Origin of the sequence: Streptomyces sp. NPDC052020, assembly GCF_040680575.1 — a bacterium.
Classification (GTDB): domain Bacteria; phylum Actinomycetota; class Actinomycetes; order Streptomycetales; family Streptomycetaceae; genus Streptomyces.
In genome coordinates this window covers 245,254-267,117 of record NZ_JBFAWY010000006.1, presented here as the reverse complement: position 1 = coordinate 267,117, position 21,864 = coordinate 245,254, and the positions used below count along the sequence as shown (strand labels likewise).

Genomic DNA, 21,864 nt, shown 5'->3' with positions numbered 1-21,864 from the left:
CATGGACGACGCCGCCATGCAGCAGCCGTACATCGATCCGGACTCCGACCACGACGACCGGCCAGTGTGCGGGATCTGCCCGAGCCTGCGCTTCCCGCGCGAGGGATTCGTGATCTACGACCGGCCGACCTGGGAGGCGCCGTTCGACCCGGCAGACGGGCGGCGGTACACGCTCGACGGCAGGATCCCGGCCTGCATCCACCCCGACAAGATCGGGCTCCCGCCGGACAGGCAGGCCCCGCCTCCCAGGGCGCTGGAGACGGAGCCGCCCGCCGACCAGCCGTCTACGCCACGGCGTAGTCGATGGTGGAGGCCATCCCGCGCTCGGTGATCCCGATGGACGCGTACTTCTCGTCGAGGACCTGGCGGCGCCGCTCGGCCTCCGGCTCGTCGATCCAGTACCGCTCATCCACCGGACCGAACGCGGCGCGGTATGCCTGGTGTGTGTAGTCGCCGAGCCGCCAGGCGCGGCCGGCCTCGTGCTCGCGGACGGTGCTGTGCACAAAGAGTCGGCCGGTGCGCTGCTGCACCCGGGACAGGGCAGTGAATTGAGCGCACAGGGCGTGCACCGCGGTGTCGACCGGCACCGGGACCGGCAGCTCGGCCGCCAGCTCGTCGCCGTCGGTCATCTCGTATACCGCGCTCTTCAGCGCCATGACGCGCAGCGCGTCGTCGATGAGCGGCGGGGCGTCTCGCTCGACGCGGTAGTTAGGGATGAGGACCTGGCCGTAGTCGTCGGTCCAGTCCGAGGAGTACTTCTTGCAGCCGTCGAGGACGCCCGGCATCTCCGGGTCCGCCATCCACGTGGCGTGGATCTCGCGGGCCCGCGCCGCGATGGTCTCGGGTGCGGGGCGCGTGAGGGTGATTGCCACTGCTGCCTCCCGTGTCAGGGGGTTGCTGGTGACGTCATCGTGGACCGCCAGTTGGGACGGTTGTACTGACGGATGGGGGCCATTCGGGACGCCACGCGCTACCGTCCTAAACGGCCCAAGTGTCCTGGGGGAAGCCTTGAACACGGAGCTTCAACGCGCTATCGATGCCGCCGGAATTACCCGTTCCCGACTCGCCCGTAGAGTCGGGGTGAGCGTCAAAACGGTGGATCGCTGGGTATCAGATCCCAGTCGCGTTCCGCATCCACGGACGCGGGATGAGGTGGCGAGGGCGTTAGGAGTGGACGCGCACATGCTGTGGCCCAAGATCCGGGGCGGGGTGCCCGGCCGTGATCGGGAAATCGTTGCGACGTACCCGTACCGGAACGCGTGCCCAACCGTGTTGTGGGGGCGACTGCTCGATGACGCGGAGCAGCAGGTCACGTACGCCGGGTACACGAACTACTTCATCTGGCAGGAGCAGCCGAGGATGCCCGAGCGGCTCGCGGCGAAAGCTTCGGCCGGGTGCGCGGTGCGGTTCCTGGTCGGTGATCCCGAGTCCGAGGTGACCCGACGGCGGGAAGAGGTCGAGGGTGTGCCGCTCACGGTGTCGACGCGGATCCGGATCACGCTCGACGCGCTGAGTCGAATCGAGGGCGACGGCGTCGAGGCGCGGCTGAGTGACCGGCACATCGCACTCTCGGTGTTCCGGTTCGATGACGAGATGCTGGTGACGCCGCACCTGGCGAACCTCCTCGGGCACGACTCGCCTCTGCTGCACCTGCGGCGCCGGGGCAGCGGCGGCCTGTTCGACCGGTTTGCCGAGCACGTCGAAGCGCTGTGGAGCGGAGCCCGCCCGGTGCAGGTCGCCGGCTAAGCCCAGGCACGATGAAGGCGCCCCCTGCACGGCCCACTGGGGGCGCGTACAGGGGGCGTTGCTCACAGGCGGCGGCGGTCGCTCAGGATGGCGGGCGGGCTGGTCGTCGTGGTCGGCTCAGGCTGTGGGGCGCCGTCCCGGCGGCACACCAGAGCACCAGAAGCATCAGCCGGTGGCTGAGGACTGTACCCGTCCGGGCAAGCAGACCCGGACGGGCCCCGATAGCCCTGAGGTCCCTGCGGCCCGGTCTCCCCTGCGGCCCGACGAGCCCTGCTTCGTGCCGAACCGTGCGCGGTGTCGCTGATCCAGACCCCCATCACGTGGACGATCCGACCGGTGCTCTTCCTGTCCCTCGCGCACCGTCAGGCGGCAGCGCTTCCACCATGTGCGTACGACTTCAAGCCCCGCCAGGCCGTGTCGGGTCCCAGGTGATGCCTGACGTTTTGGCCTCGGGTGATGTTGACGGTGGGCCTCGACGACATCGGAAACCTTGTGGGGCTTGTCGGCTTTCACGTTACGGACCGGGACGTCGGTGGTGCGCCGGATGACCCGGACCTGGCCGTCCAGATCGACGGTGATCGCCGTGTCCGACACGTACACGGTCACCGTCTGCCCCAAGAGTGGCGAAAAGTTCTGGCCAAGAATGGAATCGCCGATAGGGGCACCGGAGGTGGCGCCGAAATCATCGACGGTTGAGTCAGCGTCCCGCAGCGGTCACTGCCCGATGTCGCACCGCCACGGTTCCGTCGTCGTGACCTGCTCCGGCCGACGACTCAAGCCAGTAGCGTGGGCGAGGCCGGCGGGGATACCGCGAGGCACACGCGTGCGTGGCCGGTCGGCGCACCCGCCGTCGTGGCTGACTGTCATCGGGTGAGGTGCGTGCAACTGCCGAGCCAGACGCAGTCGCATCCTTCGGTGCCACGAAGGCGTGCGCTTCCCGGAGAGCCCACCCGACCATCTCGGGCACCTCATTCAGACGGGCCGCTTCTCTCCCTGGGGCGTCGTCACCAGCCGCGCCCCCCCCTGCCCAAGCTCCGCGGCGCAGCCGCTTGCTGAGCCGCCGGACGTCATCGGCCGACGACGCCGCAGCTCAGCCCGCCAGATTGCCTAGCCATCTCCTAAAGCGGTGTTTCCCTGGCAACCCGTTGCCAGCCGGCACAGGCCACCGGTGCGCTGCCATCCTCGGTGAGGAAGAGCAGGAAGGTCCATGACCGATCGGCGGAATCGACCAACGCTACGCGCACCGGCCGGCCATGTTCCCTGATAAGCCGCACCGCTCGTTCCAGCCCAAGTGGTTCGAGTCCGTGCTTCCGCATGCGCTTAAGCCGGCGCGCGAAGACTCCCGCATGCCGCTCTGCGGGATGCGCCCTGTCTCCCACGCTGTAGGTGGCGCCGCTGCGGAGGGCGGCCAGAGCAAGCGCGGACGCCTCGTCGCCACCCGGCACCAGCTTTTCCAGCACATGTCGTTCCATGGTCACCCCCGCCGGGATCCTGCGGTACGGCAGCCAGGTACCGCAACCCCCAGCAACCGCCCGTGTCCGGTGGCGCCCGTCCGGGGCCTGATAGCGGCCCTCCTGGCCTGGCAGCGGTTGGAATGGCCGTCACTGACTGATCCGCGGCTAAAACCACGGATCAGAAGGTTCCGACATCCACGGCTGACCTCCACGGCCGTCACCGATGACGCCGGACAGGGTCGTACACCAGCGCCCCCGTCCGGTCGTCACACCAGTCGGCGACAACCGCCGGAGCGGGTTTGGATCGGACTCCTGGAAGGGGGTGTCGCAGGTTCGGCACCTTCCGGGGGCGCCAGGGACAACGGCCCGGACCGCCCACGGTCCGGGGTGGGCCGACACCGCGCGGATCGCTTGCGCGGCACCGTCCGCAGCCGCACCAACCGGGCCGGCGGCGCAGCGGCGTCCGCCGCTCGCGCACGGCGGATGGCGCGATCCGCACCCCTGGCGGCAGGTCCGCGCGCCTCAGGTGGGTCAGGGTCGCGAGGTCGCCAGGCCGCAACGGTCCAAGGACGGTTGCGTCCAAGCGATCTCTCTTCCACCCCCCGTGACCTGCGGCGAAAGTAGTTCCCGCCACCGGGCGTCACGCTCCCGACATCCTTCACAGCCGCACCTGCGGGGCGGCTGTCCGGGCCGGGGACGTGCCTTCGCCCGCTCGACTTCCATGCCGCAGGAGTAGTCCATGAAGCTGAGTGACACCGTCCGTCGCGCATCCGCCGCCCTCGCCGTCGGCGCGATGTCCCTGGGGCTGGTCACCGTGACCGGCGGGGCCGCGCAGGCCGTCGCCTCGTGCACCGGCGAGGTGTCGATCTACGGCACCCTGCCGGACGGCCGGCTGACGTACTCGCAGGTCGAGCCGAACACCGGGGACCGGGTCAAAACGCTCATCGGCCCGGACCTCGGCTTCACGCCCAAGGCGATGGCGACCCTCAACTTCAATACGGTGCTGGTCACGTCGACCGCCGGGGACCTCTACCGCGTCGACGTCCAGACCAACAACACCTCGCTCGCGGTGGCCGGAGTCACCAAGATCTGGGACGGCGGCTGGACCTTCGACAAGATGGTCTACGACGGCGCCGGCCACCTCTACGGCACGGTCGACGGGCAGCTCCACCAGTACCTGGTGTCGCAGGACAAGCCCGCGGGATCGGCCCACATAGGCCAGCACGTGGTGATCGACACGGGCTTCGTCCTCAAGACGCTGGCCGCCGCGGGGGACGACCGCCTCATCGCCTCGACCGCGGACGGCCGCCTGCTCAGCTACAAGATCAACGGTGTGAACGACTGGGACCGCGCGGTCCTGAAGGCGAGCGGCTGGTCGGGGGTGGACTCGCTCTCCTCGCCGGGCGGCGGCCTCTACTACGGCCGTACCAACGGCGGCATGTACTGGTACCACGACTCGGACCCGACCGACGGTGACGGCGGTGACATCGCCTACCACCCCAACGACCCGGTGGACGCGTCCGGCTGGACCCAGAGCCTGCTGTCGGCCTACGCGGACAATTGCGCCTACGTGGCGCCGGCCCCGCCGAAGTCCGTCCAGGGCGGCACGATCTACCGCAACGAGGTCATCGCCCGGGCCAAGGACTGGTACACCCGCAACGTCCAGTACAGCCAGAGCGCCTACGCCACCGACGTCGACGGCGATCACTCCTACCGCACCGACTGCTCCGGCTTCATCTCCATGACCTGGCACCTCACCTCCTCGCTGACGACGTGGACCCTCCCCAGCGTGAGCACGCAGATCTCCAAGGCCAGCCTCCGGCCCGGTGACGCGCTGAACTCCAGCAGCGAGGAACACGTGGTCCTCTTCGCGGGCTGGAAGGACCAGGACGCGGGCACCTTCTACTACTACTCCGAGGGCAGCCCGAGCACCGACATGAACTACTCGACCGCCAACGTCTACAGCGGCACCATCGACAGCCACCCGGCCTCGTCGTACGTCGCCCTGCGCTACGACAAGATCGCCTGACACACCGCCCGACGCACCGAAGGCCCCGCCGACTCCGGCGGGGCCTTCCCGCGTTCCGGCCGGCTGCCCCGAAGGGGACACCGCGGAACGCTGTCGCCCTCTCCGCGGAAGACCAGCGGCAGCATCCTCACCACGCCCTCACCACCGCGGCCGCGCTCGCCGCGGCGTCCGCCTGGCGGCCGCGCCGGCCGGAGCCGCGCCGTCCTGACGGGCGGACGGTGCCCACCGGCCCCGCCCGGAGCCGCGCCGTCCTGACGGGCGGACGGTGCCCACCGGTCCCGCCCGGAGCCGTGCCCCCCCCCGGCGTCCACACCTCGAAGACCGGGGCCGGCTGCCAGGCCGTCTCGTGCGCCATGCCGACGACGGCGCCCAGGCCGGTGCCGGGGGCCGTGAGCGGCTCCTCGCCGCCCGTCACCGTCTGGGGCCCGTCGCCTCCGGGTTCGCCGCGGAGGCGAGCCGCTCGGCGTGCAGTCTCGCGGCCGGGGGACGCCGGGGCTGCTGGGGCACGACCGCGCACGGCCCGGACTGCGCGCGCGGTGCCGGCCTACCGGCGACGGTGCCCAGACGTACGGCGGGTCCGTCCGGCTCGCATGAGCGGTGTGCTCACCTCCATGAACTCGCCGGAGACCGACTGCGTCCGTGTTCCGGCGGACGGGGCACGGTGCGCCCGCGGCCACGCGAAAGGGGCGGCGCCCCCTCCAACCGAGGGGGCGCCGCCCTTTTCGCGTCGACCGGTGTCAGTACCAGTTGTTCGCCTGCCAGAAGTTCCACGCGTTGCACGGGGAGCCGTAGCGGCCGTCGATGTAGCTCAGCCCCCACTTGATCTGGGTGAGGGGGTTCTCCCTCCAGTCGTCGCCCGCGACGTCCATCTTGGTGGCGGGCAGTGCCTGCGGAATGCCGTAGGCACCGGACGAGGAGTTCGTCGCGTTCCAGCGCCAGCCGCTCTCGTGGTCCCAGAGCTTCTCCAGGCAGGCCCAGTGCGCGGAGGTGGCCCAGGTGGCGTCCTTGTCGTTCATCATCTGCCGGCCGGCGGCCTTCACCTCGGTGATGTTGTCACGGTCGACCGTGTCCACGGAGGTGGTGCAGGTGTAGGTGGCCGGCTGGGCGGACAGCAGCTTCTGCGTCCAGCCGCTGGTGTTGACCGGGTCGTCGAGGTGGTACGAGATGTCGGCGCCGGAGCCGTCGGTCGGGTTGGCGTCCTTGTACCAGTACATGGCGCCGGTGGACAGGCGGCCGTAGTAGAGGCCCGCGCCGGGCGAGACGAGCTGGTTGAAGCCGGACCAGCCGGACGACTTGAGGGTGTTGTCCTTCCAGGCCCCGGCGCCCGTGATCGTGTAGTCGAGCAGCCGTCCGTCCTCGGTGGTGGCGCCGAGCCGGTCGTCGCCGGTGGCGGTGAGGGTCTTCAGGACGAATCCGGTGTCGATTTCGGTGCGCGCGCCGATGTGCTGGGAGCCGGCCGGCTTGTCCTCGGTCACGTTGTAGCGCAGCAGCTGGCCGGCCGCCGTGGTGCCGTAGAGATGGCCGTGACCATCGTAAGTGAGCTTGTCGTGGGTCCAGCCGCTGTCGGCTATCTTCACCGGTGCGTTCAGCAGGGCGAGGCTGGTGTTGTTGGTCTTGACGTCGACGCGGTAGAGGTCGCCGGTGGCCGACGTCACCAGGACGGTGTTGAAGTTGAGGGTCGCCATGGCCTTCGGCTCGAAGCCGAGGTCGGGCCCGACGAGCACCTTGGCGAGGTCTCCGGTGGCCGGGTTGATCTGACTGAACGTCAGTCTGCCGTCGTCGAGCACACCGTAGATGTTGACGCCGCCCGAGCAGGTGGTGGCCGCCTCGGCCACGGGGGCGGTCACCGCGACGAGCCCGGTGCCGAGGGCGCCGGCGGCCAGCAGGCCCGCGATTCCACGGCCGGTCTTGCGGATGTTCTTCACTTCTCGTATCCCCTGGGGTGCGATGGCCGGGCAGGCGCCGGACGGTGGATGGTGGCGTGACCGAGAACGGCGGCGAAGGCACGCCTGATCAGCCGGTCGCGGGTGCCGGTGGACGACGGGTCGTCGAGGCGGGTGGCGGCGGCGAGCGGACTACTGCCAGCCGGCGTCCGCCAGGACGACCTGCCAGCCGGCGTCACCGGCGACGACGGAGGGGGCCGCAGCCGCGTCGTCCTGGGACAGGAGCGCGGTGGCCGGGGCGGCGACAGACGCCGCGATGGCAAGGGCGGCGACCGCGGCGGCCTTGGCGATGCGGGTGCGAAGCATGGCTGTTTCGGTCCTTCCAGAGGGTGAGCTGCGGTGTCCGGTCTGCCTCGCGTCCCGCGGTGACGCTTCGGCCGGCCGGTGATCAATAGCTTCGCCGCAGCTCAGGCCCCTGGACAGAGTTCGGGGATGGACGGAAAGGGCCTTGGACTCATGTGTCCAGCCGGGCCGCTTCAGTCCACCGGCCGCGACGTGAAGGCCAACGGCATCAACGGCACCCCCACCCCGGTCAACCGTGCCGTCGCCAACTGCGGCACCTCGCGCAGGAGCCGGTCGCAGACCCGGACCGCCCTCTCCTCCGCCTCCTCGAGCACATCGGCCAGCACATAGAAGCCGAGCGTGAGCCCGGGCGCGGAACGGGTGTGTACGGCGACATGCTCGACGCGGTCGCCGGCGGTGAGCGCGGAGCGCACCACGTCCCTGATGTCCGGAGGTACTTGTTCACCCGAGGGCAGAGCCAGATGCGCGTGGACGAGGTACATGCGCTCCAGGGTCGCAACTCATGCCGTCCGCTTGGCAGTTCCGCGGCAGGCCGGTTGCGGCCGGGGCCCGTTCCGTCCTTCTCCGATGACGGCCGGACGCCCCTCTGCGAAGATCTTGTTCGAACTGAGGACGTATCGTGCAGGAATACTGGGGGGCCACATGCTGACCGCACTCGGACTCGACTCCGTCGGCGAGATGGTGTACCGCGCCATGCTGAGACAGCCGGCCGCCGGTGTCGCGGCCCTCGCCGATTCCGTGGGACTGTCCGAGGAAGAGGTCCGGGACGCCCTCGACGCACTCAGCGAGCTGGCGCTGGTGCGTCCCGCCGCCGGAGACGCGGGCCGGCTCCGGGCCGTCTCCCCGGACATCGGCATGGAGATCCTGATGGCCCGGCAGCAGGCCCAGCTGGCGGCCCACCAGCAGCGCCTGGAAGCCTCCCGGGCGGCCGCGGCCCAGCTCATCTCCGAGTACGCGGAGCTCCGTCCGGCCGCCAGCCATCCCGGCGTGGAGCAACTGGTCGGCCTCGACCAGATACGCGACCGACTGGCCGTGCTCACCCGTGAGGTGAGCGAGGAGTTCCTGGCCTTCGCCCCGGGCGGGCCGCAGACCGCGGAGAACATGGCCGCGTCACGGCCGCTCAACCAGGACCTGCTCGGCCGCGGGGTGCGCATGCGCACGATCTACCTCGACAGCGTCCGCACCAATCGGCCCACCGTCGAACACGCCGACTGGCTGACCCGGCTGGGCGGCCAGGTCCGCACGGTGCCGACGCTGCCGACACGGATGCTCCTCATGGACCGGCGGATCGCCATGATCTCGGTCAGCAGCGACGACACCGCCGCCGGCGCGGTCCTCCTGACCGGGCAGGGCACGCTCACCGCGCTGTGCGCGCTCTTCGAGACCACCTGGGAGGCCGCCCAGCCGCTCGGCCAGGTCGTCCCCACCGATCCGAACGGGCTCACCGGCCAGCAGGCGGCCGCCCTTCGGCTGCTGGCCGAGGGCCACACCGACGAGACGATCGCCAAGCGGCTCGGGGTGTCGCACCGCACGGCCCGGCGCATCGCCTCCGAACTGATGGACCGCCTCGGCGCACGCAGCCGCTTCGAGGCCGGCGTCCGCGCCGTGCAGCAGGGCTGGCTCCCGGCCCGGCCCTGACCGCACCGGGGGCCCCACACCCACGGCCGGGCGCCTTCGGCACCACCAGGGGAAGTGAGCCACCCGGCTGATCGGCCGCCCGACGACGTGCGCCGGCCGCCGTACGGCAGTGGTGTACGGCGACCACGGTGACCGCGACCGGCCGGCCGGCCGGACCCCGGTGGCCTCCTGCTTGCGTGGGGAGTGAGGCGTTCATCCGGCCTCGGACTCCTCGTCCCGGCCGTTCGCGCGAGCGGTGCGCCAGCGATGCCCGAGCGGTGCGCGAAGCGGACGGAGAGTGATCTTTCCAATACCGCCCATTTCATGGTTCGCCATGGCGAGAGTGGATGCTCCCCAGCGGGGAGCGGATTTACCCGTTGATATGTGGCCGGAATTCTCCCTACTGGTTGCGGCGGCGAGTAGAAACGCCTGATGAGCTCACCGATAACGCGAGCCAGAGAGCCTGCCGCTGACCAAAACACCTCACCCGTGGCCGGAATGGCGAACCCGCAAAGCTCGACCGGTGTTGACTGCTCTGGCACGGCCTGGCTACGGTGTGCGCGTAATCGAACCGACGTTGCAAATGCGCGTTTACTCCGAGTGAGCGAATGGAAGCGGGAGCTTCTGAAAGCTCGCCGCACCTTTCACTCAACGTAAACTACGAGGAAAGGCAGTCAACGTGAAACTTGACTCGATCGCAGCGCGGGAAGACGTCAGTGCAGCACGGCCGGAGGCGGTCGCGGCGCAGGAGTTCGCCAACAGCGTGCTCAGCGGAGCGGCCCCGGGGTTCCACTCGGACTCCCAGGTTCCTGCGATGGTCACGCCGGCTACGCCGACCGTCGCCCAGTACGTGATCCAGGGCAGCACCATCTGCCTGGTGTGCTGACCGAGGACTGACCTGCGTGCCGGAGGAGCTGGCCAATGGAGGCTTCTCCGGCACGTATCTCTGTTTGCTCGTGATGGCGCCCGAGTTCGAGACGGAGAGACGAAGACCTTGGTTACATTGAAGCGGTGGCGGAAGAATGCTTCCCGTGTCACCGCCACCCAGCAGGCGGTTGATCGCGTATTATTCCCTATCGCGGTCGGGCAGATTCTCGCGGCTGCGGAGACCCTGAGCCTCAAGAGGGTTTTCGATGACGACGGCTATCTCCGAGGCGTATCCGCCGAGCAATTTCCGCCGGGTAGTTTACGGCACCGGATCGGTCGCGTAATCGACCATCCTCGCACTCCCAAGGTGCTGGCCGGGATCACGTTGGCGGCCTCGGCGGGGCTGGTCTTGGCGCGCGGTAACCGCAAGGTGCAGATCACGGCGGCGGCGATCATTGGTGCGTGCAACCGGGTGAGCGAGTTCCGCACGCCGTACGGCCGGGACGGCGCCGACCAGATGACGGCGGTGATCACGCAATACCGCACGATCACCGGTCTCATAGCCGACCGGCAGGTCTCCGACGACATCTTCTTGCGCGCGGTCAACTTCCAGGCCGGTCTGAGCTATGCCGTCTCGGGCGTCTCCAAAGCTTTCGGGAGCAGCTGGGTACAGGGGGACGCCCTGCCCGAGATCCTGCACACGGAGGCTTACGGCCGGGGACCGGCTGCGGCAGTGCTGCGCGGGCATCCCAGGCTGTGCAGGGCGCTGACCATCGCGACGATCGCGTGGGAGGCGGCGTTTCCCGTCGTCTACCTGCTGCCGCGCAAGCAAGCGGAGTGCGCGCTCTGGGCGGTCAAGGCGTTCCATGTCGGGGTGGCGGCGACCATGGAGTTGCCGCGGTTCGTCTGGGGGTTCGTCGGCTCTCACGGCGCGGTCGGATACGTGCTGGACACCCGGGGCGAAAGACGCGTGCTCGAGAGGGCCGTCCTCGGCGTCGCCGGCGGGGTGGTGGCCGCCAGCGCTCTGATAGCACGTGAGAAGCGCAAGGTCGCGGAGCAGCGGCGTCTCGGCCCCAAGGGCACCTCGCGGCTGGAGAGTGGTCTCGGGGTCATCGAGTACGCCGTGAACCGCCCCCCGGACACACCGGAGCCGTCCAGGCCCGTGGTCGTGCTGGAGTGCGGTCTGGGGCAGTCCCTCGAATCATGGGAGTGGGTCGCGGAGCGTCTGGCCGTGGACCACACGGTCATCCGTTACCACCGGTCCGGATACGGCCTCACCGAGTCCCGCGCGGCGGCCGGCGACATCCTCGCCGCCGTCCTCGAGGAGGTCGGGGCCGAAGAGGAGATCGTGGTGGTGACCCACTCGATCGGCTCGCTGGTGGCGTCCTCCTACGTCGGCGACCCCCGTTTCGCCGACCGCGTGCGCAAAGTCGTCGTCGTCGACGGCACCGACCCCGAACTGCTCGAGGCGGAGCGCTCCGACCGCCGGAGATTCGGCAAGTTCGTTCAGACACAGGTGCACACACTCGTCGCCGCCCTGACCGGGATCTACGAATGGGCACCGAACGCCGTCGAACGCCAGGCGGGATACACCCCTGACACCCAGTACAGCCACGTGCAGTTCGTTTTCTCACCGAAGAACATCATCAATTCGGTCCGCGAGTACGTTCAGATCCGGACGGGCGACGCCTTGGCCAACCTCGGTGCCGTTAAGTCGGTCCTCGTGATCGCATCGGGCGAGAACGCCGAGCAGCAGGTGGCGCTCGCCGAGAAGATCGGAGCCGAAGCCGAGGTGGTCGAGGGCTCGGCGCACCGGTCGATCATCGGGTACCGGCACCACGCCGAGAAGGTCGAAGCTGCCATCAGAAGGTTCACGCATGATGAGTGACCGCATCCAGAACGTAGCGGGCGCCTGTGCTGTCGGCGCGCTGGCGGCACACTTGGTCTCGACCGTTCTACAGAACACGCCCGACTCCTACAATCAGGACCTACGCATATTCACGGGTGGCTGGACCGTGCCCGGCTGGCGTTTCTTCGCGCCCAACCCGGGGGTGCAGAACGTGCACTTGCTGGTGCGTGAAGTCGCCTCGGAGGGCGCCGCGCCGACCCCGTGGCGCGACGTGACCCCGGAAGTCCCACACGGGTGGAAGCAGGTCCTCTGGAATCCCGCGAGCCGAGGGCCGAAAGCACTGTTCGACGCGATGCAGCAATTGTCCGTAATGTGCGCGAATCAGGCCGAATTCGCATGGGTCACCCAGAGTCTGCCCTACCAGCTGGTGTTCTCCGCGAGCCGAGCCGCTGTGGCGAACGACTCCAAGGCGCTCCAGTTTCTTCTCATGAACGTCTTTCCCAGCGCACCGCCGGATCAGCGTATGAAGCCGATCCTCACCTCCGAATGGATACCTCTCCGCTCTCCGGTCCGCGCAGGGGGCGCCGTCAGGTGAACGTGGAGCGATTTCAGGGCGCCGAGTTGCACCTTCACGTAACAGGTTCCATCAGTGCCGCGCTAGTTCCCTGGTGGATTCACTGGCTTCGAGAGCTGCATCCCGGCCTGACCGTGAACGTGTCCGTCACGCAGTCCGCGACGCGCTTCCTGGCAGTACGGTCCCTGCGCCATCTGGCAAACGGACAGGTGTGGATCGACTCCTGGGACGAGCCGGAACTGCCACCTGAGGTCAATGCGGGGGAGAGCGGGAGCTCCGAGTGCTTCATCCTTTTCCCCGCGACCCTGGATACCCTCATGCGTCTGGCGCAGGGCCGGGCGGACTCGCCTGCCTTGCTGATGCTTCAGGTGACGGAACGGCCGATCGTGATCGCGGATACGCTTCCCGGGTCGAACGAGATAATCGAGAGCAATGTGCGCACCCTCCGACTCCGCCCCAATGTCGGTTTCGCACCTCGGGTGACTGGTGTACGCGCCGGCAGTCGCGCGAAAGCCGAGGTGGGATTCAACCTGCCGGGTGCCCTCACCGTGGCCAACGAGTTGGTGAAGGAAGGACGTCTTCGTGAGTGAACCGAGTGTGTACGACGCGGCGGCGACAGAGGCGTACGACCTGGTGTCGTCGAGGCTCTCCCCGGGGACCGGGCTGGTGGCGTGGGTGTCCTCGCACCGGGCGCCGAAGGGGCAGGCCGTCCTGGACCTGGGGGCGGGGACGGGCGTGTCGTCGTTCGCGCTCGCCGACGCGGGCGCGCGGGTGGTGGCGGTCGACGCGTCACGGCCGTCGTTGGACCTGCTGGAAAGCAAGCGCGGTGACCGCGCCATCGAGGTGGTGCAAGCAGACTTCCGGAATGTCCAGCTCGATGAGAAGTTCGACATCATCACCCTGTCGAGGAATACGTTCTTCCTCGCCCAGAGCCACGACGACAAGATCGGTCTTCTTCGCGTCATCGAACGGCACTTGAAGCCGCAGGGCGTGGCCTTCCTCGACTGCACCGACCCCGCGGAGTTCCTTCGCTCGGGCGGAGACGCCACATCGGTGACGTACCCTTTGGGCAGGGACCGGATGCTGACGGTCACTCAGACAGCGGACCGCGCCGCACAGGTGGTCATGAGCATCATGATGGTTCAGAGCGCGACCACCCTCACCTCGTTCCACGAGACGGCCACCTGGGCGACGCTGCCGGAGATCCGGCTGCTGGCGCGGATCGCCGGCCTGAGGGTGGCGGACGTCAACGGGTCCTACACGGGCGAGGACTACGGAGCACGCTCACGCGAGATGCTCGTGGTACTGGAGCGAGAGTGACTGAGGTTTCCGCACTCGCCGCGGACGGCGCGACCGTCGCACTGGGCGACGCCACGCTGCTCGCGCCTACGACGTTCACGATGGCGCCGGGTGAGTTCTGGTGCCTGACGGGGAGCAACGGCTCGGGAAAGACGACACTTCTGCGTGCCTTCCTGGGCAGCCGGAGCCTGACATCCGGTACGTGCTCGGTGATGGGTGAACCCGTCGACGTGTCCAGTCCCCGGTACCGGCGGCAGGTGGCCTCTCTCGTCGAACCGATCCCCGTCGCGCGTGACATGACGCTGCGCGAGCAGGTGGGACTGGTCGCCGCCTCCTGGTACGGCAGTTCCCCGGAGACCGCCGCAGCCGCCGAGGAGGTCATCGAGCGGCTCGGGCTGTCCTTGCTGGGCGAGCGGTTTCCCCATCAGGTCTCGTCCGGGCAGTCGCAGCTCTTCAGCCTCGCGCTGACGTTGGTCCGTCCCGCCGACGTGGTGCTGCTCGACGAGCCGGAGCGGCACCTGGACGGTTCCCGCGTCGAGCTGGTGGCCACGCTCCTGGCCGAGCGGGCGAAGGAGGGCACGGCGTTCCTGGTCGCCACCCACGAGGCCGTTCTGGTGGAGGCCTGCGACGGCCGGGTGGAGCTGGCATGACGACGCGGAGCATCGCGCCGCCCGCTTCCGATGCCAGGGACCGGGTGCAAGCGGTGTGGTCGCGGTACCTCCGCCGCGGCGACCGCGCCACGGTGCGGGGACGTGCGTACACCGTCTATCTCGTCGCTCTCTTCGCCGTCTTCTACCTGGTTCCCGTCCTCCATGCCGCGAGCACGTCCCCGGGGCTCTTTCCCGAGGTGTCGGCGGCCGCGAGCTGCGGCATCGCCGTGGTGACGTGCTGGGGCGCGCAGCTTGCCGGACGGTTCTGGGGGCCGCTGGTGTTGCAGCCCTTCCTGCTCCACGTGTTCATCTCCACGGACATGTCCCCGGCGAGCTATCTCGGCAGGATCGCCCGGCGCCGGCTGGTGTACGCGGGCGCCGCCACGCTGCTGGCGGCGTGTACGGCGGCGTACCTCACGACCGACCTCTTCGACCGTCTCGGCACCGGACTGCCCGGGCTGGCGGTTGCCGCGGGACTCAGCGCCCTTGCCTCGGTGGCCTGGCTGTGGGGCCAGGTCCGGGGGGTGCCGGACAATGTCGCCGTCGCTTGCGCCGCGGGCGTCCTGGCGCCGGCCGTGACAGCGGCGAGCGGAACGGCCCCGGGCGGCAGCGGCGGCCTGTGGCTCGTCGCCGGTGTGCTGGTGACCGCGGCCGCAGCCCTCGGGCGGGCGGCCTTCCGGTCGATCCCGGCGCTCGACCTGGCCAGGCTCGCGCGTGAGTCGGCGCGCGCCTCCCAGGCCCAGACCTATGCGCTGACGGGGACCCTCCACCACGCGCTCGACCTCTATCGGCCGGAGCCGCGCGGCCTGACCTCGGCTCTGATCCGTCCGGACGGACGCCTTCGCGGGTACCTCGCCCAGGGCGCCGTCCGAGCACTTCGCACGCCCGGCCGCGCGGTGGCGGCCGCGGTGCTCCTGCCGGCCGGCGGCGGCCTGCTGGCGCTCGGCGCGGCCGGGGCGGAAGGCAGCCCGACGCTGCCGCTGTGCCTGGCCGGATCAGTCTCCGTGTACCTGGGATCCGGATGGGCGAGCGAGACATGGCGCGGCCTGCGCGACGAGTTGACCCTGCCCCCGCTGTTCGGGGGCGGGATGCTCTCCCGCACCCTGGCATGGCCTCTCGTGGCCGTCCCGGCCGGAGCGTGTCTGGGAGGCGGCCTCGTGATCCTGGCCCTGCTGCCTCTTCCCGGCGGTCGCCTGGCGGCCACGGGCCTGTTCTTCGCGGGTGTGCTCGTGCTGGTGCTGGGTGCCAGGTTCCTGCGCGAGATGAAGCTGCATCTGCCGCTCGGGCTGCTTCTTCCGGTCATCACGCCGTTCGGAGACCTCTCCGGAGTGCTGCTCGTGGCCTGGCAGTTCGACGGGGTGGTCGCGGTGGCGATCGGCGTCGCCGTGACGCACGCCGCCCCGTCCGCGCTCGGTGCGGCCGGGCTGGCAGCCGCCGCGGCCGCCTGCTGCGTGTGGCTGGGGCTGCGTCGGACGGGCTGGGCACGCCGAGGGCTGCTGTCCCGTCTCCGGCGGAGTTAGCTGCCGCGTGGCGGATCGCGGCCGGAGCCGCCCTCAGAGCTCGTCACACCATCTCGTTGGACATTCCTGGCCGGCCGTGACCAGTGACGATTCGGGCGGTAGAAGCAGCAGCCCCGCGGTTGCCGTACCGGGGGCGGTCGCCGGTCTGGCCGGTCGGGGCCGGGACGTTGGCAGCGCGCCCGGACTCCCCACCAGCGGCTGGCGAAGCCGTCAAACGGGAGCCTGGCAGCCTCGGGAGCGAGGGCACGGAGGCGGCCTGCCGCGTACCCGCCCAGGGCCCCGGCCCGCCCGGGCCACGCCCGCTCAGGGACCCTGCCGGCCATGGTGCCGGCTCCTTGCGGACCGGGCAGCCCATCGCGCTCCTGGAGTGGATGTCAGAGGGGTGTGGCAGCGTGGTTCTGGTCGCCGGGGCGGGCGGCGGGCGGAGTCGGCTGGTTGAGGTGGGAGGAGGTGCGGCGGGGATGGCTCGGCCCCGGGGGATCGTGGGCTATGGGGAGGACGCCGAGGAGTTGGCCTGCCGGTACGAGGGGGTGGCGTTCGAGGAGGTACACGGGGAGCTGCTGCCGTGGTTGCCCGCCCTGCCGGGGCGAGCGGCCGACATCGGTGCCGGCAGTGGGCGGGACGCCGCCGCGCTGGCCGCGCGCGGGTATGAGGTGGTGGCGGTGGAGCCCACCCCCGAGCTGCGGCGGTTCGGGCGGCGGCAGCACGACGACGCGGCCGTTACCTGGGTCGATGCCGCTCTGCCCGCGCTGGCCGGGGTTCGGGGACCCTTCGACTTGGTGTTGCTGTCCGCGGTGTGGATGCACCTGGACGAGCGGGAGCGTGTCGAGGGCATGCGGCGGGTGGCCGAACTGACCGCGCCCGGAGGGTGCGTGGCCATCTCGCTTCGGCATGGGCCGCCCCCGGCGGGGCGGCGGATGTTCGCGGTGTCCGCGGCCGAGACCGTGGCCCTGGCCGGGCGGTGCGGCTTGGCCGTGGTCCACCGCGGGGAGGGGCCGGACCTGCTGGGCCGGGCGGACGTGCGCTGGAGCACGCTGGTCTTCCGTGCGCGGCACCACACCACCGTGGGGAGGAAATGATGACGGTGGAGTTCTACCGGGTCGAGCCGAGCGCTCGGACCTCGTGGCGGCTGGCGGTGCTGATGGGCGCCAACACCCGCACCTACAAGTTCGCCCTCGGCTCCGCCCTGCTGGAGTACGCCGGCCAGGACCGTACCGAGGTCCCGCTGGACGAGCTCGCCGTCCCCTACGCCATGGGCCTGGTCACGCACCTGGCCGAAGCACCCCAGGCACCCTCCGGGCCACCGCTGGGCGAGTCGGACTTCCTGTCCGTGGCCCGGCGGGAGGCCGAGGAGTCCGCCAGGCTGGGCCATCCCACCGAACGGCTCCTGCGTGCCGCGGTGCGGTCCATGCCCGCGATGGTGATGCGGAAGTTCCACAACCTCGGCGGCGGCACCGAGGTGGCCCACCGCTTCTACGCACTGGGCGGCACCCCGCGCAAGCGGATCGTGCTCCTGACTCCCGACCTGCGCCGGGTCGCCCGGTCCGAGCAGGCCGCCGGGCTGCGCGCCGAGTTGGGCGCGCGGTGGAGCATCGTGGAGAGTTCCTTCGCCGCCGGCGTCGGTCGCAGCCTCATATCCGAGGGCGTCGCGGTGGACTGGGCCACGCTGAAGCTCACGGACAAGCTCCGCCGCCGCTCGGTCACCGGAGTCGCCGACGCTCTGATCGGCTTCCAGCACGGCCGGTGCCTGATCTGCACCGCCCCCATCGCCGCCGATGACCAGACCGCCGTCGACCACGTCTTCCCTCACTCGCTAATGCGGCGCTTCGGTGCCGTCTCCGGCTGGCGGGGTCCCGACCTGGACGTCATCTGGAACCTCGCCCCCGCCCACGAGACATGCAACGGCGCCAAGAGCGACCGGCTCCCCACCCCTGGCGAACTCCGCCGCCTCGCCCAGCGCAACGAGGCGATCATGCAGTCCCCCCACCCCCTCAGGAAGACCTTGCAGCTCACTCTCCGCAGCGCGGGGTTCAGCGGCGGGCCCGGGCAGTGGCCGTTCCTGCTGCGTCGGGTCCAGGCCGCCTGCGACTGACCAGTGGGCTCCCAGGGCCGGGCCCGGTTGTCCGGGTTCCGGCCCTCGCTCTCTGCGCCGTGTACGTGTCAAAATGGCGGATTGCGTCGCATACCCGCATCGGCCTCCCCGTGAGCGAACGGAGTACCGCGTGCCCGCTACCCCGGACAGAGACGTTGTGAGGCCGGACGGCTCACCCGCGCCCGAGGCCCCGTCGGCCACAGGGGGAGCCGGAGGCGCCGGTGCGCGGGAACAGAGGAGCGCGACGGCGGGCGGCGCGGACCCCGGCCCGGCCGGGGGTGCTCCGGCGGTCGCCGGGGCGGGCGCCGAACCGGCCCCCTCGCCCGGCGGGGTCAGGACGGTGGTCATCGCCGCGCTCGGCGTCGTTCTGAGTACCTTGCTGGCGGCGGCCGTGACCACGTACTTCGACGTGTGGTCCAGCAGCCGCTCGCCGGTTCCCGCCAGCCGGGCGCTCCACGCGGAGTCCGAGGTGTGGTGGGACCTGACGCGGGACGTCAAAGCGGTGCGGGTGGCCGGTCCGGTGGACGTCCGGAAGCTGGAGCGGGACTACCCGGACGGCGACGTGGCCCTCGACGGGCTGGTCGAGGGCGGCGGGATCTACGCGGGGATGATGCGCGTCAGGCTCACCCTGATGAACTTCACCAAGGTGCCCGTCACCGTCACCGGGGTCCGCGCCCGCGTCACCGAGGAGATACCCGTACCCGACGGGGCGTTGCTGTCCTGCGGGGGCCCTCAGGGCGGTGTCGGCATCACGCGCGTGCGCATCGATCTGGGCAGCGCGGACAAGGCGGCCCAGGAGTACGACGGGGAGGAGATCGTCGGCCAGTACCCGGCGCAGGAGATGCAACTGGCGAAGCAGGACGAGCCGGCGATCTTCGATATCCGGGTCGAGGACGGCAAGACCGCCTATTCCTACGTGATCGACGTCGCCTACACGCAGGGCACGGACAAGGGGCGGATCGTCGTGGACGATGCCGGCAAGCCCTTCCGGCTGGCCCCGGCCGAGGGTGACGTCGACGCCGCGTACCGGTGCGACCACACCACCACCCATTGGGCGACGGCGCGATGAGCGGCCGTCGGGCCTTCCTTTTCGCCTTCTTCGTCACCACCGTCCTGCTGGCGGGACTGGTGACCGTTCTGGCTCCGCAGGGGCCGCGCGGTCCGGCTTCCCCGGCCGCCTCACCCGGCGCCGTCCCGCCGGCGGAGCCGGGCACGGTGGCGGGCGGGCAGGGCGGGGGGCGGGGCAGACCGATCCTGGGGGTCTCGTGGTCGAGCACCTGGTCCGCCACCGTCCCCCGGGGCGAGGCCGTCCCCGAGCGGGTACTGGGCACCGGGCGCTGCGCCGCCCTTCACCGGTGGGCCACCGACCGCTCCGCCGTTCCCCGGGGTACGGCGACCGCCGCCTTCACCCTGACCGCGCCCGGGGACCGCGGCCTGGTGGTGCGTTCGCTGCGCGTCGTCAAGGGACGCGCCATTCCCGTACCGAAGGGGCGGGACGTGGAGTGCGTGGGCGCCGACGATCACACGGTCGCCCCTGGTCTCGGCCTGTGGGGAAAGCTGAGCCTCGACGCGCCACGGGATCTCGGCCTGAGCCGCTACGCGCGCCCCGGCGCCACCGTCGGAGGCATCGTCGAGACCAGGACCGTCGACTGCTCCTGCGAGTGGTGGATCGAGGTGGAGGTGCTGGAGGGCGACGAGCGGCGGACCGTACGGATCGATGACGACGGACGGCCCTTCACCATCGCTTCCCCGGTGGCCAGGATCGGGACCGACGCCCAGGACGAGGCGCAGGGGCACGGCATTTCGGACATCGCCCTGGCTCGCGGGGCCGTCGCCCTGGTACGCGCCTCCGGAGGCCCCTCGGGAGGCTCCTCGGCGTATGCCGCGCAGCTGCGCTCCCCCGGCATCCCGGAGGTGTGGATGGCGGCCGACCGGGAGGTGCCGGTCCTCGGACGCGTCGTCGGCAACCTGGACGTCCCGGGCGTCGTCTGCGAGCGAGTGGAGCGGGTCCTCATGGCCGCCGGCGCGCGCCGGGCGGGGCACACGACCTACGAACTGGTGCTGGCCGACCGGTCTCCGCCCGGCTACGAAGAGGCCGTCGCCGACGTCTCCCTGCGTGTCGAGAAGGTGGAGCGGGCGCGGACCGAGCCGACGGGTTACGACTGCTACTCCGACGGCTGGTCCCGGTGGGTACCCGATGGGAGGGAACGCATCTCGGCCGAGCTCGTCCCGGACGTCTCCGTCCTTCCCGTCCTCACCGCGGAGCCCCTGCGGTTCCACCGGGACACGCCCGGCGACGCGGCCACGGACATCCTCTTCTTCGGCGTCAGCCCCATGGGGTCCGGCCACCTCACCTACCACTTCACCATCGAGGTGACCGTCCAGACCCGCTCGGGCGAGTTCGCCCGCTACACCCTGGACGACGCCGGGCGGCCGTTCATCCTGGCCACACGCCCGGACGGCGTTCTTCCGTCCTACGGGGAACACGCCTACTACGAGGTCGGGGAGCGGCACGGCTGATCCCCGGCCGCCTTCGGCCGGGAAATATGTTGTGAGGGCGGTTCGGAGTTCCTCCGGCCCTTCTTCCTCTCCTTGGACCGATTCCGCCTCCGCCAAAAAATATTACCTATCACTATTGGCCGCGCCTTACCCGCGGGGTAATCGACCGCTCCGCACTCCCCTGGCATTATCGAGCGCATCAACGGGCCCCCGGGACCCGGCCGCAACCGCGAGGAGAGCGCCATGCACGACCAGTCCGCCGAAACCGTGGCGAGTTCAGCCGGCACCGCGCATGCCGCCGCCGACGCCACACGGGCCGTCGTTCAGGAGTTCCTTGCCGCCCGGGTGGCCGGCGACACCGAGCGGCTCGTCGAGCTCTTCGCCGACAAAGTCGACTGGATGCTCGCCGACAACCCGTCCGTCCCGTGGATCCGCCCGCGCTCGACCCCCGCCGAATGCGCGGCGCAGTTCACGGAGTTGATGGAGCACACCGTGCCCGAGGACATGCGCGCCTCCGTCGACACCGTCCTCGTGGACGGCAGCGACGCCGCCTTGTTCGGGCACCTGTCGGGGACCGTGCGCACGACGGGCAAGTCCTTCGAGGGGCCGTTCGCGGTGCGCCTCACCGTCGAGGACGGCCGGATCACACGCCATCACCTCTACGAGAACAGCCTGTCGATTTCCGAGGCGTGCACTCCGTAAAAATCGATCGGATATTCGGCAGCAAAGCTTGCCCTATGCCGTCCGGAATACCTCGGGGGCCTCGGGCCAATTCCCCTCACCGGGGATTCGGCCCGAGGCCCCCGCGCTTGCCGTTCGCCGACTCGGCGGCGTGCGCATCACCATCGCTTGCGGCTTGCCGTTCTCCCGCTCATGCGCGCCGCGTCGACCCTCCCCGCCTGTCGCGGGCCGCCTCGTGCGCCCGCCCCCGCTCCCGCCCCCTCGTCCTCACCCTCGCCCCACTCACGCGGCAGGCCGCCTCCCCGGTGATCGGAAAGAACTTCGAAACATTCGGATATCAGGGAGCCCTCTCTTGATCTCCTCGGCGACACGTCCTAGCGAACAGGTTTGAACCGACCGGCCTCGGCAGCCGTGTACCAGGAGTGGAAGACCCAGAGGTACGCCCGGCACCGCCCGCATGTTTCGAAATCATTGCCGAAAGCGTTGACAGTTGACGGGGGCATATCAAAACTGTTCGCCATTGGCAGGGCGCACGGCGACCGGTTCACGCCCGGCCGCGCCGCGCGACGCTCGCGCGGTCACTGTCACCTGTGGGGTCGCCGACCACCCGCAGGGTCGTGTCACGCCGCCCGGCCCCCATCGGCCTCACGAGGACGAGGAGGAATCGCACGCACATGAACACCGCACCCGCGCGCCCCACGAGCCGCAGAGGCGGCCGCTCGGGTCCGCTCAGCCGCTTCA

The 21,864-nt window shown here is 70.3% G+C and carries 21 protein-coding genes and 1 pseudogene; 17 read left to right on the top strand and 5 right to left on the bottom strand.

The window, feature by feature from the left end:
- The first annotated feature begins 1 nt into the window (after nt 1).
- On the top strand, nt 2-331 hold the full coding sequence (locus AB0L74_RS08700) for a hypothetical protein (RefSeq protein ID WP_365647422.1): 330 nt from the start codon (nt 2-4) through the stop codon (nt 329-331).
- On the opposite strand, the gene AB0L74_RS08695 is transcribed toward AB0L74_RS08700, so the two are convergent.
- On the bottom strand, nt 285-872 hold the full coding sequence (locus AB0L74_RS08695; RefSeq protein ID WP_365647419.1) for a hypothetical protein: 588 nt from the start codon (nt 870-872) through the stop codon (nt 285-287). The two genes, AB0L74_RS08700 and AB0L74_RS08695, sit on opposite strands and share 47 nt — an antisense overlap.
- Here AB0L74_RS08695 and AB0L74_RS08690 point away from each other — a divergent pair.
- Both AB0L74_RS08690 and AB0L74_RS08685 read left to right on the top strand, forming a co-directional pair.
- Nucleotides 835-1,164: pseudogene (locus AB0L74_RS08690) on the top strand (hypothetical protein); the annotation flags it as partial. The gene AB0L74_RS08695 and the pseudogene AB0L74_RS08690 sit on opposite strands and share 38 nt — an antisense overlap.
- Before the next feature lie 18 nt (nt 1,165-1,182).
- A complete protein-coding gene (locus tag AB0L74_RS08685; protein ID WP_365647523.1) occupies nt 1,183-1,746 on the top strand; it encodes a hypothetical protein in 564 nt (187 codons plus the stop codon).
- A gap of 1,118 nt (nt 1,747-2,864) precedes the next feature.
- Here AB0L74_RS08685 and AB0L74_RS08680 read toward each other — a convergent pair.
- On the bottom strand, nt 2,865-3,218 hold the full coding sequence (locus AB0L74_RS08680) for a hypothetical protein (protein WP_365647520.1): 354 nt from the start codon (nt 3,216-3,218) through the stop codon (nt 2,865-2,867).
- A gap of 721 nt (nt 3,219-3,939) precedes the next feature.
- On the opposite strand from AB0L74_RS08680, the gene AB0L74_RS08675 reads away from it, so the two are divergent.
- A complete protein-coding gene (locus tag AB0L74_RS08675) occupies nt 3,940-5,229 on the top strand; it encodes a hypothetical protein (RefSeq protein ID WP_365647416.1) in 1,290 nt (429 codons plus the stop codon).
- Between the two features lie 737 nt (nt 5,230-5,966).
- Here AB0L74_RS08675 and AB0L74_RS08670 read toward each other — a convergent pair.
- The 3 genes from AB0L74_RS08670 to AB0L74_RS08660 form a co-directional block, all read right to left on the bottom strand.
- Nucleotides 5,967-7,154 (bottom strand): tachylectin-related carbohydrate-binding protein, encoded by a 1,188-nt coding sequence (locus tag AB0L74_RS08670; protein ID WP_365647413.1) that lies wholly within the window; start codon nt 7,152-7,154, stop codon nt 5,967-5,969.
- 150 nt (nt 7,155-7,304) lie between these two features.
- Nucleotides 7,305-7,478: a hypothetical protein gene (locus AB0L74_RS08665; protein ID WP_365647410.1), complete on the bottom strand. Its 174-nt coding sequence runs from the start codon at nt 7,476-7,478 to the stop codon at nt 7,305-7,307.
- Between the two features lie 170 nt (nt 7,479-7,648).
- Nucleotides 7,649-7,957, bottom strand: coding sequence for a hypothetical protein (locus AB0L74_RS08660; protein WP_365647407.1), 309 nt, complete (start codon nt 7,955-7,957; stop codon nt 7,649-7,651).
- Between the two features lie 160 nt (nt 7,958-8,117).
- Between AB0L74_RS08660 and AB0L74_RS08655 the strand changes: the two genes are divergently transcribed.
- The 13 genes from AB0L74_RS08655 (at nt 8,118) to AB0L74_RS08595 (ending at nt 21,144) form a co-directional block, all read left to right on the top strand.
- Nucleotides 8,118-9,113, top strand: a complete 996-nt coding sequence (locus AB0L74_RS08655; protein ID WP_365647404.1) for a helix-turn-helix transcriptional regulator — start codon at nt 8,118-8,120, stop codon at nt 9,111-9,113.
- A 658-nt stretch (nt 9,114-9,771) separates the two neighbouring features.
- Nucleotides 9,772-9,978, top strand: a complete 207-nt coding sequence (locus tag AB0L74_RS08650; RefSeq protein ID WP_365647401.1) for a cypemycin family RiPP — start codon at nt 9,772-9,774, stop codon at nt 9,976-9,978.
- A gap of 108 nt (nt 9,979-10,086) precedes the next feature.
- Nucleotides 10,087-11,847 carry an alpha/beta fold hydrolase gene (locus AB0L74_RS08645; protein ID WP_365647398.1) on the top strand — a complete coding sequence of 587 codons (1,761 nt, stop codon included), beginning with the start codon at nt 10,087-10,089 and terminating at the stop codon, nt 11,845-11,847.
- Nucleotides 11,837-12,403, top strand: coding sequence for a hypothetical protein (locus tag AB0L74_RS08640; protein WP_365647396.1), 567 nt, complete (start codon nt 11,837-11,839; stop codon nt 12,401-12,403). Before AB0L74_RS08645 ends, AB0L74_RS08640 begins: the two co-directional genes overlap by 11 nt.
- The gene (locus AB0L74_RS08635) at nt 12,400-12,972 is read left to right on the top strand and encodes a CypD family RiPP peptide-cysteine decarboxylase (RefSeq protein ID WP_365647393.1); all 573 of its coding nucleotides are present in this window, start codon (nt 12,400-12,402) and stop codon (nt 12,970-12,972) included. The genes AB0L74_RS08640 and AB0L74_RS08635 overlap by 4 nt, the downstream gene beginning before the upstream one ends.
- Entirely contained in the window at nt 12,965-13,702 is a 738-nt protein-coding gene (locus AB0L74_RS08630; RefSeq protein WP_365647390.1) for a methyltransferase domain-containing protein, read from the top strand. Before AB0L74_RS08635 ends, AB0L74_RS08630 begins: the two co-directional genes overlap by 8 nt.
- Nucleotides 13,699-14,331 (top strand): ATP-binding cassette domain-containing protein, encoded by a 633-nt coding sequence (locus AB0L74_RS08625; protein ID WP_365647387.1) that lies wholly within the window; start codon nt 13,699-13,701, stop codon nt 14,329-14,331. Before AB0L74_RS08630 ends, AB0L74_RS08625 begins: the two co-directional genes overlap by 4 nt.
- On the top strand, nt 14,328-15,851 hold the full coding sequence (locus AB0L74_RS08620) for a hypothetical protein (protein WP_365647384.1): 1,524 nt from the start codon (nt 14,328-14,330) through the stop codon (nt 15,849-15,851). The genes AB0L74_RS08625 and AB0L74_RS08620 overlap by 4 nt, the downstream gene beginning before the upstream one ends.
- A 461-nt stretch (nt 15,852-16,312) precedes the next feature.
- A complete protein-coding gene (locus AB0L74_RS08615; protein WP_365647381.1) occupies nt 16,313-16,930 on the top strand; it encodes a class I SAM-dependent methyltransferase in 618 nt (205 codons plus the stop codon).
- Entirely contained in the window at nt 16,927-17,943 is a 1,017-nt protein-coding gene (locus tag AB0L74_RS08610; protein WP_365647378.1) for an HNH endonuclease, read from the top strand. The genes AB0L74_RS08615 and AB0L74_RS08610 overlap by 4 nt, the downstream gene beginning before the upstream one ends.
- Before the next feature lie 340 nt (nt 17,944-18,283).
- Complete coding sequence (locus AB0L74_RS08605) at nt 18,284-19,012, top strand: hypothetical protein (protein WP_365647376.1); 729 nt, start codon at nt 18,284-18,286, stop codon at nt 19,010-19,012.
- Entirely contained in the window at nt 19,009-20,463 is a 1,455-nt protein-coding gene (locus AB0L74_RS08600) for a hypothetical protein (RefSeq protein WP_365647374.1), read from the top strand. Before AB0L74_RS08605 ends, AB0L74_RS08600 begins: the two co-directional genes overlap by 4 nt.
- A 222-nt stretch (nt 20,464-20,685) precedes the next feature.
- Nucleotides 20,686-21,144 carry a nuclear transport factor 2 family protein gene (locus tag AB0L74_RS08595; RefSeq protein WP_365647372.1) on the top strand — a complete coding sequence of 153 codons (459 nt, stop codon included), beginning with the start codon at nt 20,686-20,688 and terminating at the stop codon, nt 21,142-21,144.
- The last annotated feature ends 720 nt before the right edge of the window (nt 21,145-21,864 follow it).

What these genes read in the sequence shown, in the direction of transcription:
- AB0L74_RS08700 (WP_365647422.1), top strand. Translation starts at nt 2, where the DNA reads ATGGACGACGCCGCCATGCAGCAGCCGTACATCGATCCGGACTCCGAC.
- AB0L74_RS08685 (WP_365647523.1), top strand. Translation starts at nt 1,183, where the DNA reads ATGCTGTGGCCCAAGATCCGGGGCGGGGTGCCCGGCCGTGATCGGGAA.
- AB0L74_RS08680 (WP_365647520.1), bottom strand. Translation starts at nt 3,218, where the DNA reads ATGGAACGACATGTGCTGGAAAAGCTGGTGCCGGGTGGCGACGAGGCG.
- AB0L74_RS08675 (WP_365647416.1), top strand. Translation starts at nt 3,940, where the DNA reads ATGAAGCTGAGTGACACCGTCCGTCGCGCATCCGCCGCCCTCGCCGTC.
- AB0L74_RS08665 (WP_365647410.1), bottom strand. Translation starts at nt 7,478, where the DNA reads ATGCTTCGCACCCGCATCGCCAAGGCCGCCGCGGTCGCCGCCCTTGCC.
- AB0L74_RS08660 (WP_365647407.1), bottom strand. Translation starts at nt 7,957, where the DNA reads ATGTACCTCGTCCACGCGCATCTGGCTCTGCCCTCGGGTGAACAAGTA.
- AB0L74_RS08655 (WP_365647404.1), top strand. Translation starts at nt 8,118, where the DNA reads ATGCTGACCGCACTCGGACTCGACTCCGTCGGCGAGATGGTGTACCGC.
- AB0L74_RS08640 (WP_365647396.1), top strand. Translation starts at nt 11,837, where the DNA reads ATGATGAGTGACCGCATCCAGAACGTAGCGGGCGCCTGTGCTGTCGGC.
- AB0L74_RS08620 (WP_365647384.1), top strand. Translation starts at nt 14,328, where the DNA reads ATGACGACGCGGAGCATCGCGCCGCCCGCTTCCGATGCCAGGGACCGG.
- AB0L74_RS08615 (WP_365647381.1), top strand. Translation starts at nt 16,313, where the DNA reads ATGGCTCGGCCCCGGGGGATCGTGGGCTATGGGGAGGACGCCGAGGAG.
- AB0L74_RS08610 (WP_365647378.1), top strand. Translation starts at nt 16,927, where the DNA reads ATGATGACGGTGGAGTTCTACCGGGTCGAGCCGAGCGCTCGGACCTCG.
- AB0L74_RS08600 (WP_365647374.1), top strand. Translation starts at nt 19,009, where the DNA reads ATGAGCGGCCGTCGGGCCTTCCTTTTCGCCTTCTTCGTCACCACCGTC.
- AB0L74_RS08595 (WP_365647372.1), top strand. Translation starts at nt 20,686, where the DNA reads ATGCACGACCAGTCCGCCGAAACCGTGGCGAGTTCAGCCGGCACCGCG.